Source organism: Streptomyces sp. MUM 203J (genome assembly GCF_022414595.1).
Lineage (GTDB): Bacteria > Actinomycetota > Actinomycetes > Streptomycetales > Streptomycetaceae > Streptomyces.
In genome coordinates this window covers 63725-77575 of record NZ_JADWYO010000016.1, presented here as the reverse complement: position 1 = coordinate 77575, position 13851 = coordinate 63725, and the positions used below count along the sequence as shown (strand labels likewise).

13 protein-coding genes are annotated in these 13851 nt (G+C 73.1%); 3 read left to right on the top strand and 10 right to left on the bottom strand.

Features of this window, described 5'->3' with window-relative positions; genetic code table 11:
• Positions 1-20 precede the first annotated feature (20 nt).
• The gene (locus I3F58_RS11760; RefSeq protein ID WP_240108274.1) at positions 21-1547 is read left to right on the top strand and encodes an MFS transporter; all 1527 of its coding nucleotides are present in this window, start codon (positions 21-23) and stop codon (positions 1545-1547) included.
• A 155-nt stretch (positions 1548-1702) separates the two neighbouring features.
• On the opposite strand, the gene I3F58_RS11755 is transcribed toward I3F58_RS11760, so the two are convergent.
• Entirely contained in the window at positions 1703-2266 is a 564-nt protein-coding gene (locus I3F58_RS11755; RefSeq protein ID WP_240108273.1) for a TetR/AcrR family transcriptional regulator, read from the bottom strand.
• A 105-nt stretch (positions 2267-2371) separates the two neighbouring features.
• Here I3F58_RS11755 and I3F58_RS11750 point away from each other — a divergent pair, with 105 nt between their 5' ends.
• On the top strand, positions 2372-2992 hold the full coding sequence (locus I3F58_RS11750; protein WP_240108272.1) for a DUF2867 domain-containing protein: 621 nt from the start codon (positions 2372-2374) through the stop codon (positions 2990-2992).
• 648 nt (positions 2993-3640) lie between these two features.
• Here I3F58_RS11750 and I3F58_RS11745 read toward each other — a convergent pair.
• The 3 genes from I3F58_RS11745 to I3F58_RS11735 form a co-directional block, all read right to left on the bottom strand.
• Positions 3641-4423, bottom strand: coding sequence for a DUF6227 family protein (locus I3F58_RS11745; RefSeq protein ID WP_240108271.1), 783 nt, complete (start codon positions 4421-4423; stop codon positions 3641-3643).
• A gap of 165 nt (positions 4424-4588) precedes the next feature.
• Positions 4589-5707: a P1 family peptidase gene (locus I3F58_RS11740; protein WP_240108270.1), complete on the bottom strand. Its 1119-nt coding sequence runs from the start codon at positions 5705-5707 to the stop codon at positions 4589-4591.
• Between the two features lie 75 nt (positions 5708-5782).
• Complete coding sequence (locus I3F58_RS11735; RefSeq protein ID WP_240108269.1) at positions 5783-6985, bottom strand: low temperature requirement protein A; 1203 nt, start codon at positions 6983-6985, stop codon at positions 5783-5785.
• A gap of 144 nt (positions 6986-7129) precedes the next feature.
• Between I3F58_RS11735 and I3F58_RS11730 the strand changes: the two genes are divergently transcribed.
• The gene (locus I3F58_RS11730; protein ID WP_240108268.1) at positions 7130-7354 is read left to right on the top strand and encodes a hypothetical protein; all 225 of its coding nucleotides are present in this window, start codon (positions 7130-7132) and stop codon (positions 7352-7354) included.
• A gap of 257 nt (positions 7355-7611) precedes the next feature.
• On the opposite strand, the gene mscL is transcribed toward I3F58_RS11730, so the two are convergent.
• From mscL to I3F58_RS11700, 6 genes are all read right to left on the bottom strand, one after another.
• The gene (gene mscL, locus I3F58_RS11725; RefSeq protein WP_240108267.1) at positions 7612-8109 is read right to left on the bottom strand and encodes a large conductance mechanosensitive channel protein MscL; all 498 of its coding nucleotides are present in this window, start codon (positions 8107-8109) and stop codon (positions 7612-7614) included.
• A 114-nt stretch (positions 8110-8223) separates the two neighbouring features.
• Positions 8224-8748: an RcpC/CpaB family pilus assembly protein gene (locus I3F58_RS11720; protein WP_240108266.1), complete on the bottom strand. Its 525-nt coding sequence runs from the start codon at positions 8746-8748 to the stop codon at positions 8224-8226.
• 495 nt (positions 8749-9243) lie between these two features.
• Positions 9244-10080 carry an S-methyl-5'-thioadenosine phosphorylase gene (locus I3F58_RS11715; protein ID WP_240108265.1) on the bottom strand — a complete coding sequence of 279 codons (837 nt, stop codon included), beginning with the start codon at positions 10078-10080 and terminating at the stop codon, positions 9244-9246.
• Between the two features lie 180 nt (positions 10081-10260).
• The gene (locus I3F58_RS11710; RefSeq protein ID WP_240108264.1) at positions 10261-10593 is read right to left on the bottom strand and encodes an FmdB family zinc ribbon protein; all 333 of its coding nucleotides are present in this window, start codon (positions 10591-10593) and stop codon (positions 10261-10263) included.
• Between the two features lie 68 nt (positions 10594-10661).
• Positions 10662-11945, bottom strand: coding sequence for an MFS transporter (locus tag I3F58_RS11705; protein ID WP_240108263.1), 1284 nt, complete (start codon positions 11943-11945; stop codon positions 10662-10664).
• Between the two features lie 341 nt (positions 11946-12286).
• Positions 12287-13843, bottom strand: coding sequence for a potassium/proton antiporter (locus tag I3F58_RS11700; protein WP_240108262.1), 1557 nt, complete (start codon positions 13841-13843; stop codon positions 12287-12289).
• Positions 13844-13851 lie beyond the last annotated feature (8 nt).

Genomic DNA, 13851 nt, shown 5'->3' with positions numbered 1-13851 from the left:
TGCTGCCTAGTCTCTCCGGCATGACCTCCGACACCTCTCCGCAGCCCGTCCCTGCGCCCCCGCGGACCCCGGCACCCGACCGACGCCGCTGGTTCGCGCTCGCCATCGTCATGACCGCCGCCTTCATGGACCTGGTCGACGTCACGATCGTCAACATCGCCATCCCCGCGATCAGGCAGGACCTCGGCGCGGGCTTCGGCGCCATCCAGTGGATCACCGCCGGTTACGCTCTCGCCTTCGCCGCCGGGCTGATCACCGGCGGCCGGCTCGGGGACATCCACGGCCGCAAGCGCCTGTTCCTCATCGGCGTCGCGGGCTTCACCGTGGCCTCCGCGCTGTGCGGCTTCGCCGGAAGCCCCGAGATGCTGGTCGCCTCCCGCATCCTCCAGGGCGCGACCGCCTCGCTGATGGTCCCGCAGGTGCTGTCGATCGTGCACGCCACGTTCCCGGCACACGAGCGCGGCAAGGTCTTCGGCATGTTCGGCGCCGTCGTCGGGCTCGGCGCGGTGTCGGGTCCCCTGCTGGGCGCGTTGCTCATCGAGTGGGACCTGTTCGGGCTGGCCTGGCGGCCGATCTTCCTCATCAACCTGCCGGTCGGACTGGCCGCGCTGCTGCTGGGCCGGGCGTTCATCAGCGAGTCGAAGGCCCCGAAGGCGCTCCGTCTCGACCTGCCGGGTGTCGTGCTCGCGGTCGCCGCGATGCTGCTGCTGATGTACCCGCTCACCCGGGGCGCCGAGCTGGACTGGCCGGCCTGGTGCTTCGTGATGATGGCCACCGCGCTTCCGGTGTTCGCCGGCTTCGTCGCGTACGAGAAGCGCAAGGCCCGGCGGGACGGCTCGCCGCTCGTCGAGCTGTCCCTGTTCCGGGTGCGGAGCTTCGCCGCGGGCACGGCCGTACAGCTCACCTTCGGCATCGGGCTCGGCATCTACTTCCTGGTCTGGACGCTGTACATGCAGGTCGGCCTGGGCTGGAGCGCGCTGCGGGCCGGGCTGACGGGCGTGCCGTTCTCGATCGCGGTGTCCGTGGCAGCGGGCGTCTCGGTGCAGAAACTGGTGCCGCGCTTCGGCCGGAAGGTGCTCCAGGCAGGTGCGCTGGCGATGATCGCCGGGATCGGCCTCTACATGTGGGAGGCGGACCGGTACGGCATGGGCATCACCTCGTGGCAGATGGCGCTGCCGCTGGTGGTGATGGGCACGGGCATGGGCCTGGTCGTGGCGCCGCTGACCGACGCGGTGCTGTCGGACGTGCCGCGCGAGCACTCCGGGTCGGCCTCCGGGATCGTCAACTCGGTCATGCAGATGGGTAACGCGTTCGGGCTCGGCCTGGTGTCCGTGGTCTTCGTGCCGAGTGGGATCGGGGCCGCCGTGGCGGAGGCGTTCACCGGGGCGCTCGGCTGGGTGGCGCTGGTGCTGGGCGTGGTGTTCCTGCTGATGTTCGCGCTTCCCTCACGTCCGGCACAGCATGTGGAGGGCGGCGCGGAGCCCGGCGAGGCCGCCGATACCTCCGAGGCCGCCCCCCGCGAACCGGCGCTCTCGGCGGCGCCGTGACCGTCTGACGTACCGCGTCAGGCATCGAGCGGGCGGGAACGGGCACGATCAGGCACCCACCCGGTGCTTGATCGTGCCCGCTCTGGTGCGGGCGGCCTCGTGCACCGCCTGCGGCGGAGACGGCGACGACGGCCGAATGCGCACCGGGCCGGGCCCTACCGGCCGCGGGTGCGGTTGAGGATCAGGTCGCCAGCGCGGGTCAGGACCTCGAGCCGGGTACGGCCCTCGTGGTCGGCGGCGAGAGAGTGGTGGCCGATGGCCACGCAGAAGGCGATCAGGCTGCGGGCCTCCACCTCGTCGGGATCGGAGCAGAAGGTGCCGATCATCTGGCGCAGCAGGGCCATACGGCGGTTGTCGACCCGGCGCAGGCGCCCCGCGACCGCCTCGTCGCGCCGGGCCCAGTCGCGGACCGCGAGGTCGATGGGGAGGAGCCGGTCGTCGGAGAAGGTGAGGATGCCCGCGCGCTGGATCTTGGTCTTCGGGTCGCCGCCCTCGCGCTCGACCTGGTCGATGACCCCGTCGGTGCTCTCCCGCTCCCAGGCGTCCAGCATGGCCTCCAGCAGCGCCTCACGGTCGGAGAAGTACCCGTAGAAGCCGCCCTTGGTGACGCCGAGCCGCTTCGCCAGCACCTCGACCCTCACAGCGTCCGGGCCGCCGTCGGCCAGCGCGCGCAGGCCTTCCTCCACCCATCTGTCACGTGGTGTGCGAGCTGCGCCCACGATGTGTCCCACCTCACCCGTCCACCGGATATACGCCACCGTATATTCGATCTAGCCTCGTCCTGTACGGAAGCGTATAACGGGACCCGAGAGGCGGTACCGGCCGTGAGACTCCCTCGCACCTCCCATGCTGAACAGCCGTGGCGGATCCACGAGTTCGCCCGGGACTTCGAGATCGAGGACGTGTGGTCCTTCCGCACCCCCGGCGCCGGGCCGGACGACTTCCCGGTGATGCTCGCCGCGATGCGGGGTGACGGCGGATTCGCCAAGCAGGCCCCGCCGGTCCGGTTCCTGTTCGCCGTGCGCTGGAAACTCGGCGCCCTGCTCGGATGGGACAAGCCCGGGGCAGGTCTCGGCACACGGGTCCGGCCGCTGCGCGACCGCCTGCCGGACGACCTCCGCCGGACGGTGGACGGCTCCGCCTCCGACGGCTCCCCGTTCACCCCCGTGTACGACCTCGACCGCGAGTCCGTCCGCGAGTTGGCGAACAGGACCGTCCACACCCTCATGCACCTGGGGTGGGTGCCGGCCGACGACGGCAGCGGCGACCTCGAACTGCGGATGGCGGTCCTGGTCAAACCCAACGGCCGGTTCGGACGGCTGTACATGGCCCTGATCGCGCCGTTCCGCTACCTGATCGTCTACCCGGCCCTGACCCGCCAGTGGGAGCAGGCCTGGCGGGAACGCGCACGCGTGCCCCCCGAGGCCGCCGACCCACAGCCGTGACCGCCGTCGTCGCCGGCCGAAGACGGACCTCCGGAGTCGAGAAGCGAGGCAGACAGACGGCCCGGACCGGTGGCGCCGCCCCGGCTCCGCCTCCTGGCCGGAGTCGTGTTCCTGCGCGGCCCGGGCGGCTACCCGCTGAACGCGGTCGCCACCAGCGGGTTCAAGACCTGGAACTCCGCCCTGTACTCGCCGCCGTGCATCCGGCTCGGCCGTCTTGCCGCGATCGTCGGGCCGACCGCAAGCAGACGCGCTGGTCACATGTCGCCTGCCGGGGGATGAGGCCCCCGGCTCGACGTTCAGTTCCAGCGGACCAGCGACGTGCGGTGCTCGGCGGCACCGTCGACGAGTCCCGCCGCCCTGATGAGCCGTGCCATGGTGGTTCTCCCCCGTGCGTGGGCGCTGGTGCGGCGCCCGACCAGGCTGTGAGCGTTGATCGTCTAAGCAGAGGGCTGTTTTCGGCCACCAAGGCGGGCCGCTGACAACGGGGTTGGGGGCTTCCCCGAGGCTCGCCATCGACGGCAGCCGACCCGCCGGAACGAAGGAGACGCGGCGCCCCCCGCCAAGTGTCAGGGCCCGGCAGGGGCCGCCGCGCGTCTCATGAGGGCGGCGCGTCAAGGGGCGCTCCGCCCGGAGGCGGAGGCGGAGGCGTCAGCGCACGCGGGCGCGGGACTCCATCGCGGCGCGGGCGGTGCGCTCGTTCTCGTACACCTCGCACATGTGGCGGCCGTCCGGCGTCGCCGTGTGCTCGACCTCCCACACGCTGATCTCCGTGCCGTCCAGCAACAGGAACGCGTGCTCGTACAGGGAGAAGCCGGCGTCCCGCCCCGCGACACTGCACTGCCGCCCGAACACCTGCTGGATGTGGTGTGCGAACGCCCCACGCAGCCGCGCCGTCACCGCCTCGCCCGGGCGGTCCGCGTTCTCCGCACGGCGCAGCACCCGGCGGGCGTGGTCCGCCGAGTCGTCCGGCACGTACACGCGCGGCATCGGCTCCGGCGGGCGCACCAGCAGCGTGCTCAGCAGCTCCAGGTCGGCGTCCAGGTCGTCGTCCAGCGGATCCCCGAGTGCGACCGCGTCCGGGGAGCCGAACGCGTCCGAAAGCCGCGCAGCCGCCAGCCGCACCTCCGCCTTCTCGGCATACAGCTCATGGTGGTCGCGGCCGTCCGTGCCGGTGTGGTGCACCAGCTCCCACAGCGTGAGCGACGTCCCGTCCGGGAGGAGGAAGGCATGGCGGTACGTGGCTCGGTGGAGCGCCGCGCTGTGGTGTGAGGAGTGCAGCGCAGTCGCGTGCGCCAGGGCCCCGCGGAGCCGTTCGACCATGGCATCGGGCAGGTCGAAGGAGTTCAGCGCCCGACCCAGGAGCCGCTCGACGTGCTGCTCCGTGGTCTCGTACGGATCGTTCCGCTCGATCGGATCGTTCGGATCGTTCAAGATGGGTCTCCAGGGCCGTCGCCGCGTGTTACTCGATGCTTGCTCAAGGTAGTGCCTCTGTGCGACACCGCGTCCGGCTTCCGTGAAACGAAGGGCGCGCACGGACGGTTCCCGCGCGCCCCCGCCCGGTGTGTCGATGCCCCGTCAGCGCTCTCTGTCAGTACGTCAGTTGATACCCGGCATCGGTCCGTACAGGCCCCGGTACGACGGAAAGTCGCCGCCCGGACCCCGTGCACCCTCGGCGGCCAGCACCGCCCGTACGAGTGCCCGCGCCACCAGGTCCGCGCTCGCCGCGAGCACCGGGTTCAGCGCCAGCGGACCCGCCGCGTCCACGGCGCGGCCCCCGGAGGACGCGCGCCCCTCGGTGAGCGGGCGTACGCCGGTCGCGAGGGTGAACACCGTGTCGCCGTCGTTCAGCAGGTGCACCGGCCGGACGGCGCGCGCGATGCCGTCGTGCGCCGTGCCGGCCACCTTCTGCGCCTGGGCGCGCGTCAGCTCCGCGTCCGTACCCACCACGACCAGCGTCGTGTTCATCGGCGGCATCCCGCTGCGCTCCCGCGCCTCCGCCAGCCGCAGCATCGCCGCCGAGTGCGCCTCGGCCGCCGGATACGCAGGTGGGCCCGACGCGCCCTCCGCCGCGAACAGCGGGTCCCCGTAAGCCCCGTACAGCACACCCGTCACCGGATCCAGCGGCGAGCCCACGCCGTTGGCGACGACCAGCGCCGCGACCGTCACCCCGGAACCCTCCAGCACCGTACTGGCCGTCCCGACCCCGCCCCGCAGGCCGCCGACCACCGCGCCCGTCCCCGCCCCCACGCACCCGCACACCACAGGAGCCCCGGGCTCCGCGGCGGCGGCCGCCTCCGCCGCCGCCCGCCCCGTCGCCGCGCCGGGGCGAGCCCGCCAGTCCCCGCCACGGCCCAGGTCGAACAGGCAGGCGGCGGGTACGACGGGCACCACCTGGGTGGGCCCCGCCCCCACCCGCACCCCCCGCCCCTGCTCCTCCAGCCAGCTCATGACCCCGCTCGCCGCGTCCAGGCCGAACGCGCTGCCGCCCGTGAGGACGACCGCGTCGACCTTCTGCACGAGGTTGCGGGGGTCCAGCGCGTCCGTCTCCCGCGTGCCGGGGCCGCCGCCCCGTACGTCGACGGCCGCGACGGCACCGCCCTCCGGTGCGAGCACCACCGTCGTGCCGCTCAGGGCGGAGGGCCCCGGCACGCTCGCGTGCCCCACCCGCAGTCCCGCCACATCCGTGAGTCCGTCAACCCGCCCGGCCGTCAGCATGCCTGACCCTCCCTCGGCGCCCATGGTCAATGCCTAGCACGCCGGGCCGTCCCCGCGGCACCATGCCCGCCCGCATCACGCCGCGGCCCGCCGCGCCGCGTCCTCCCGGTCGGGCATCCGGGCCGCGAGCGTCACACCCGTGATCACCGCGGCCGCCGCCACGAGGCCCGCCGACAGGACCGCCCAGTGGCCGGCGAAGGTGCACAGCAGCACCCCCAGCGCCGCGACGGGCAGTACCAGCTGCTGCGCCAGGCCCACCTTGAAGTACCGGGCGTGCAGTGCCCACACCAGCAGCAGGTACAGCGCGTACGGCAGGGTCACCGCGGCCGCCGCGGACGTGTCCGAAAGGTGCGTCTCGCCCACCGCGTGCTCCACCGCCACCTCCAGGCCCGCCCCGATCGCCGCCGCCGACGCGAAGATCAGGTAATGCCCGTACCCCCACAGGAAGCCCTCCCGGTTGGAACGCAGCCGCGCGTGGGCCGGCACCGCGAAGTAGATCCACCACGCCGCGAAGACGAGCAGCAGGCCGCCGGCGGCGATCGGCACCAGCTCGCCGAGCGCGTCGTTCTCCTCCACGCCCGACTTCACGGCCACCGTCGACGCCGCGATCGTCTCGCCCAGCACGATGATGGTGAACAGGCCGTACCGTTCCGCGATGTGGTGCGCGTGCCAGCTGGTCGCGAAGTCCCGCTCCGCGAACGGCGGCACGGACAGCTCCGCGGCCACCATCACCAGGAACACCCACGGCCTGCCCTCCTCCGGCACCAGGACCAGGGCGGTCCAGCCCACCTGACAGGCCAGCACCCCGCCCGCGTACCGCAGCGCCATCGTCCTCTCGGCGCCCGAGGCGTCGTGAGCCGCCCGCAGCCACTGGAACGCCAACGCCAGCCGCATCACCACGTATCCGAGGTACACCAGCAGCCAGTCGTGCTCCCCGAACGCCCGGGACACGCCCGCCGCCAGCAGCAGCACGCCGCCGATCTGGACGAACGTCACCAGCCGGTACAGCGCGTCGTCGTTGTCGTACGCCGAGGCGAACCAGGTGAAGTTCATCCACGCCCACCAGATGGCGAAGAAGACCATGGCGTACTCCATGATCCCCTCGCCCGCGTGCCCCTCCACGACGGCGTGCACCAGCTCGATGCCCGCCTGGGCGACCGCCACGACGAAGCAGAGGTCGAAGAGGAGTTCCAGCGGCGTCGCGGCGCGGTGCTCCTGGTCACGGTCGCGTGACACCAGCGGACGCAGAGGCCGTGCGCTCTCAGCAGGGTGTGTCATGGGTCACAGCACAGCAGAGCCGGGCTCACCAGCCGGGCGGGGCGCGCCCATGCGGCGCGCGGCGGCCGCCGGAGCCCTCCGGTGGAACGGCCGTGGCAGGGCGCTGACCTGCTCGGGGGGCGTTTCCGGGCGTACGCTGGGCGTATGAGTACCGCCCCCGCCCCTGGCCCGCGCGCAGCGGAGGCCACCTCCGCGCCGAGCCCACGAACGACCGCGAAGGAGCCCTCGGCGCTGGTCTTCGACGATCCGCTGGAGCAGCAGTCCGCGGACGATACGGACCGCGGGTGGGGCGAGCGGGCTCCGGCGGGGGACGGCTCCGCCGCCGACCTGGCCCGCTTCCTCGACGAGAAGCCCCCGCACCACCTCTGACCGGCCCCCGCCTGGACCGGCGCTTGTCCGCCGCCCGTGACCGGCCCTGTGTGTGGCCGGATCCGGATTCCCGGCTGTCCTGTCCTGCCGGTCCTCCGGCCGGCTGGACCGTGGGGCAGGGCCACGTCCTCGTCCGGCACGAGTGCGCGCCGGGCGGGGCGCGTCCGGGAGCGTGTCCGGCGGAGCAGACCCGGGCCGCAGCAGGAGCACACCCGGCCCGGATGCCGACGTGATCCGCCGGTCGCTCTCCTGCCGGATCAGCGTGTGACCGCGCCCGCCGCGGCGGAGTCGCTGCCGCCGCGCTGGTGGACCAGCGTGTCGCGGATCTCCTGCAGAACCTGCAGCTCCGTGGCCTCCGGGGTCTTCTCGGCGACCGCCGGCTCGCCCGCCTTCTCCTGGGCGGCCTTGCGGGCCAGGTACTTCGCCATGGGCAGCACCATCAGGAAGTAGACGACCGCCGCCGTGATCAGGAAGGAGAGGGTTGCGCTGGCCACCGAGCCCCACAGGATGGCGACGCCGCTCGTGACCTCGCCGCCCTCCACCACGCAGGGCGACTTCAGGCAGAGCTGGTAGCCGTCGAGGTTCTGCGTGCCGAACGCGCCGACGACCGGACTGATGACGCCCTTCACCACCGAGTTCACGATGTTGGTGAAGGCGGCGCCGATGACCACCGCCACCGCCAGATCGATCACGTTCCCCCGCATCAGGAACGCCTTGAAGCCGTCCAGCAGGTTGGTCCTGTTCTCCTGGCTCACCGTTGTGCCTTTCGTCGACGCTGGTGCACTTGGCTGGGCCATTACGCCGCGTCCGGCACAGAACCGTCCAATCCGTACACACGGACCGGTGACGGGACTGTGCGTACGTGCGACTCAACACAAGGTCACCGCCAGCCGTGACGTGGTGGAGGCCGCCGCGAGTTCTGCCGCCGTCGCGCGCGGCACGGTCAGCACCACCAGCGCCCCGCCCCCGACTGACCCACCGCCCGGCTCGGCGCGCGGCACCCGGGCCACCCGCGCGCCCGTGGCCACCACCCGGGCCGACGGTCCGCCGTCCGGTGAAGGGCCGGCGGGCGGCGGCGCGGCGATCACATCCACCCGGTCGCCCGGCTTCAGGAGCCGTACCGTCTCGGCGTCCGCGATCCGTACGGGCGCGGACACCAGCGCGGCCCCGGCCGGTTCCGGGGCCCTCCCGGCCGGCCGCGCGGTCGCCGTGGCCGTACGCGGTGCGGCGACCGTCCCCGTACGTTCCGGGGGCACGGGTTGGCGGTAGCCCGACGCCGCCAGTGCCGCCGCTGCCATCGCCATCACGGCTGCCAGCGCGCGGCGCCTGCGCCGCAGCGCCCGACGCAGCCGGTGCCGCCCCGCCCGCACCCGCAGCGGCGCGAACTGCGGCACCGTCCCGGTCCTGGGCACGTACCCGGGAAGCGGGGCGGGGGAGGGCGCGGGGGAAGCGGGGTGGTGTGCGTGTGCGCAGGGTGGCATGGGGTCACCGCCTGGTCGGTCGCGAACCCGGTCGCGAGATCTGCCGAGGTCCGTCGACGGCTGTCCGCCGACGGACCTCACGATCCCGGTTCTCCGTGCCCCCTGCCCCGGCCTGTGGACGATCCCCCGGCTGTGGACAACTCCCTCACCCGCCTGAGGGAACGCGCCGCGCGGAAGCGGCCGAGCCCCCCACCGCCAGGCCCGGCGGCCCCGCCAGGAACCTCGGCAGGTCACCCCCGGAAACCCCGGAAGACTCCCAGGAACCCCGGAAAGGCCCCGCCGGCCCCCGGATCCCCCGGAAACCCGGAAGGACCCGCCGGCTCCGGAACCTGCGGAAGGAACCACCGGCACCCGGGAGCCCCGGGAGGGGCCCGCCCGTCCAGTCCGCCGGAAAGCCCGAGGGCCCCGCTACGGCAGTTCGATCCCCAGGTCCCAGCCGTCATGCGCCCGCGTGCACAGGCAGGCCCGGCTGTCGGCCTCCGGCAGTGCCGCGACCGCGTCGAACAGCACCGCCCGCAGCCGCTCCACGTTCTCCCCGAACACCCGCATCACCTCGGTGTGCGAGACGCCGTCACCGGTCTCCGCACCCGCGTCCAGGTCCGTCACCAGTGCCATCGACGTGTAGCAGAGGCCCAGCTCACGGGCCAGGACGGCCTCCGGGTGACCGGTCATGCCGACGACGGACCAGCCCATGTCGGCATGCCACCGCGACTCGGCGCGCGTCGAGAAGCGCGGGCCTTCGACGACCACCATCGTGCCGCCGTCGACCGCGGACCAGCCCCGCCCGTGCGCCGCCGCCAGAGCCACCTTGCGCCCGTCCGGGCAGTACGGGTCCGCGAACGTCGTGTGCACCACGTTCGGCACCGTGCCGTCCGGCAGCGGCTCCCCGTCGAAGTAGGTCTGCGTCCGGGACTTCGTACGGTCCACCAGCTGGTCCGGCACCAGAAGCGTGCCCGGCCCGTACTCGCCGCGCAGCCCGCCGACCGCGCACGGACCGAGGACCTGGCGCACCCCGACCGACCGCAGCGCCCACAGGTTGGCCCGGTAGTTGATGCGGTGCGGCGGCAGGCGGTGAGCGCGCCCGTGCCGGGGCAGGAAGGCCACCCTGCGCCCGGCCACCTCGCCGAGGAACAGGGAGTCGCTGGGGCTGCCGTACGGGGTGCTGACCGGGACCTCGGTCACGTCCTCCAGGAAGGAGTAGAAGCCGGAACCGCCGATCACGCCGATCTCTGCGTTCATCGCCATGCCGCTCACCCTAAACGCGGCGCTGCGCCGGACGGGAGCCGCGTCCCCCCCGGTGCGGGCGAGAGCCCGGCCCCGCCCCTCCGGCTGCACCGGGAGGGCCGCCCTTGCCCCCGGTGCGGTCCCGGGGTACGCCGAGGGCCCCGCCGTACGGGACGGCGGGGCCCTCGGGGAAGAGTCCTGTCAGGCGGCGGAGCTGCTGCTCGACGTGCTGGAGCCGCTGCTCGACGCGGTGGAGGGCGTCGTGGACTTCGCGTCCGAGGAGGACGAGCCGGCCGAGGAGTCCGAGGCCGAGCCGGTGGACTTCGAGGAGGACGCCGGCGAACTGCTCGACGACGCGCCGCGGCTGTCGTTGCGGTAGAAGCCGGAGCCCTTGAAGACGATACCGACGGCCGAGAACACCTTCTTGAGGCGTCCCTTGCAGCTCGGGCACTCGGTCAGGGCGTCGTCGGTGAACTTCTGCACCGCCTCGAGGCCCTCGCCGCACTCGGTGCACTGGTACTGGTAGGTCGGCACTTGTCTTCCTCCTGGCACTCTCACTCGATGAGTGCTAACGAGCATCAATAGTGACGCATTCCCTCGCGTCAGTCCACCGTCACCGGCACGCGGTGACCGATGCCACGCGCCACGGTGCGCCCCGCGGGCCGGGCCGCCAGTCGCGACCGCAGCGCCACCAGCGTGGCCAGGGCCAGCGCCGTACCGCCCAGCGGCACCAGGAACCCGGCGGCCGAGCCGTACGAGTCCGCGAGCCGCCCGGCGACCGTCACCGCGGCGGCCTGGCCCAGCGCGACGGCGCCGGTCAGCCAGGTGAAGGCCTCGGTACGGGAACCGGCCGGGACCAGCGACTCGACGAGCGTGAAGCCGGTGATCAGCGCGGGTGCGATGCACAGGCCGACCACCAGGCCGAGCGCGCCCAGCACCGGCAGCGACTGCGCGGCCCACAGCAGCGAGGCGGCGGCGGTCAGCGCCGCGTACCCGAGCACGAGGCGGCGCCGGGGCCCGGTCTTCCAGGTGATCGCGCCGACGGCGACACCGGCCAGCATGTTGCCCGCCGCGAACAGCCCGTACATCAGGCCGTTGGCGCCCGGATTGCCGATCTCCTCGGTGAACGCGGTCAGCGAGACCTGCATGCCGCCGAAGACGGTGCCGATGCCGAGGAAGGCCACCACCAGGACGCGCACACCCGGGACGGACAGCGCCGAGGAGGCGCCGCTCCGCTGGCCGGAGTCCGCGGAGAGCCGCCCGTGGGCGGGCTGGGTGCGTTTCTGGGCGGCGAACAGCAGTCCGCCCGCCAGGGTCAGGACCGCCTCGGCGGCCAGGCCGGCCGCCGGGTGGACGCCGGTGCACAGCGCGGTCGCGAGGACCGGGCCGACGACGAACGTGAACTCGTCGGTGACGGACTCGAAAGCGGCGGCCGTCTGCATGAGCGGCGAGCCGTCCAGCCTGGCCGCCCAGCGGGCCCGGACCATGGGGCCGACCTGCGGCACGGAAGCGCCCGTGGGCACCGCCGCCGCGAACAGCGCCCACAGAGGCGCTCCCGCCAGGGCGAGCGCGGTCAGGGTCACACCCGACGCCGCGTGCACGAGGACGCCGGGCAGCAGGACGGCGCGCTGGCCGAAACGGTCCGCGAGCTTGCCGCTCTGCGGGGCGAACAGCGCCATGGAGACGCCGGTGACGGCCGCGACGGCACCCGCGGTGCCGTACGAGCCGGTGGTGTGCTGCACCAGCAGCACGATGCTGATGGTGAGCATCGCGAAGGGCTGGCGTGCCGCGAAACCGGGGAGGAGGAACGTCCAGGCGCCGGGAGTGCGCAGGAGCTGTCCGTATCCCGGACGCTTCGCAGCGTCAGAAGCGACCGTGGATGCCACGGCCCGTGCCTTTCTGCCGCCTGGTAGCGCGCCCGGGGTGCCGGGAGTCGCCGAGGGCTGTCCTCTTGCGCGGAAGCGCGGTAGATACCGGAGTTCTCAGCGGTGTCCCTGTGGAACGGCCCGGCCGCCATACGGTCGCGCCAGCCCTGCGTCAGGCAGAGTTGGTCGATCAGTGTGCCTTCATGGTACAGGGAGACGGCGCAGTGGCACCTGTGAAATACGTGACCCGGTGCCTCGCGGACCTGCGAAAGCGATGCCCGTACGCGGGGGCCGCCCACGTGCGCGTTACCGGGGGCGCCCCCGTCGCACGCCGCCCGGGGCGGGCGTTCGGGGGCGCCCGGTCAGCGGACTCCGCCCGTTCCCAGCCATCCCGCCAGTTTGCCGCCCCGGCCCACGGCCCGCAGGCGCTTCTCCGCCGCGTCCCGCACCGGGTCGGTGGCGACGACCAGCAGTTCGTCGCCGCGGCGCAGCACCGTCGACGGGGACGGCACGAAGCTCTTCCCGTCCCGTACGACCAGCGTGACCGCCGCGCCCGGGGGCAGCCGCAGCTCCGCGACCTCCACGCCGTGCATCCGGGACCGCTCAGGAACGGCCAGGGACAGCAGGTGGCCGCGGAGCCGCTCCAGGGGCGCCGACTCGACGCCCAGGTCGGTGGCCGCGTCGCCCTCGCCCAGCCGCAGCCGCCGGGCGAGCCCCGGCAGGGTCGGCGCCTGGATCAGCGTGTACACGACGACCAACACGAAGACGATGTTGAAGACCTTCCTGCTGCCCTCGATCCCGGTCACCATGGGGATCGTCGACAGGATGACGGGCACCGCGCCGCGCAGCCCCGCCCAGGACATCAGCGCCTGCTCCTGCCACGGGATCCGGAACGGCAGCAGGCTCAGCAGCACCGACAGCGGCCGGGCCACCACCGTCAGCACCAGCCCGATGGCCACCGCCGGCCAGAAGTCCTCCAGCAGCTCGTGCGGCGTCACCAGCAGCCCGAGCAGCACGAACATCCCGATCTGGGCGATCCAGCCCAGCCCCTCCGCGAACCCGCGCGTGGCGGGCTGGTGCGGCAGCCGGGCGTTGCCGAGCACCACGGCGGCCAGATAGACGGCGAGGAAGCCGCTGCCGTGCGCCAGGGCCCCGGCGGCGTACGCGGTGACTGCGATGGCCATGACGGCGATCGGGTAGAGGCCGGAGGCGGGCAGGGCGACGCGCTTCAGCCCGTACGAGCCGAGGAAGCCCACCGCGAGTCCGACGGCCGCGCCGATGGCCAGTTCCAGGGCGATCTTCCCGACCAGCAGGTACCAGCTGTCGACGGGCCCCGTCGTGGAGAAGGCCACCACGAGGATGACCACGGGAGCGTCGTTGAACCCGGACTCCGCCTCCAGGGTGCCTGTCACCCGCGCGGGGAGGGGCACCTTCCGCAGCACCGAGAACACGGCGGCGGCGTCGGTGGAGGAGACGACCGCGCCGATCAGCAGCGCCTGGCGCCATTCGAGGCCGACCAGGTAGTGCGCGGCGGCGGCCGTGACGCCCACGCTCACCGCGATGCCGAACGTCGCCAGCACGGCTGCCGCGGGCAGGGCGGGTCTGATCTCCTTCCACTTCGTGCCCAGGCCGCCCTCGGCGAGGATCACGACGAGCGCGCCGTAGCCGATGACCTGGGTCAGTTCGGCGTTGTCGAAGGAGACCTGGCCGATGCCGTCCTGGCCGATGGCGATGCCGATGCCCAGGTAGAGGAGCAGGCTGGGGAGCCCGCTTCGGGAGGAGAGCCGCACCGCGACCACGGCGATGAGCAGGACGAGCGAGCTGAAGAGGAGGAGTTCGTTGAGCTGGTGGACAGTCAGGGGCCGATCCTTTCCCGGTCGTATAAGGCCCTGGACGAGGAGCCTTGTGGCTTTTCCCATGGCAAGCG

Bases quoted from the DNA above. Each gene is read 5' to 3' on its own strand.
- I3F58_RS11700 (WP_240108262.1), bottom strand. From the start codon at position 13,843: ATGGGAAAAGCCACAAGGCTCCTCGTCCAGGGCCTTATACGACCGGGA.
- I3F58_RS11730 (WP_240108268.1), top strand. From the start codon at position 7,130: ATGAGTACCGCCCCCGCCCCTGGCCCGCGCGCAGCGGAGGCCACCTCC.
- I3F58_RS11715 (WP_240108265.1), bottom strand. From the start codon at position 10,080: ATGGCGATGAACGCAGAGATCGGCGTGATCGGCGGTTCCGGCTTCTAC.
- I3F58_RS11740 (WP_240108270.1), bottom strand. From the start codon at position 5,707: ATGCTGACGGCCGGGCGGGTTGACGGACTCACGGATGTGGCGGGACTG.
- I3F58_RS11760 (WP_240108274.1), top strand. From the start codon at position 21: ATGACCTCCGACACCTCTCCGCAGCCCGTCCCTGCGCCCCCGCGGACC.
- I3F58_RS11735 (WP_240108269.1), bottom strand. From the start codon at position 6,985: ATGACACACCCTGCTGAGAGCGCACGGCCTCTGCGTCCGCTGGTGTCA.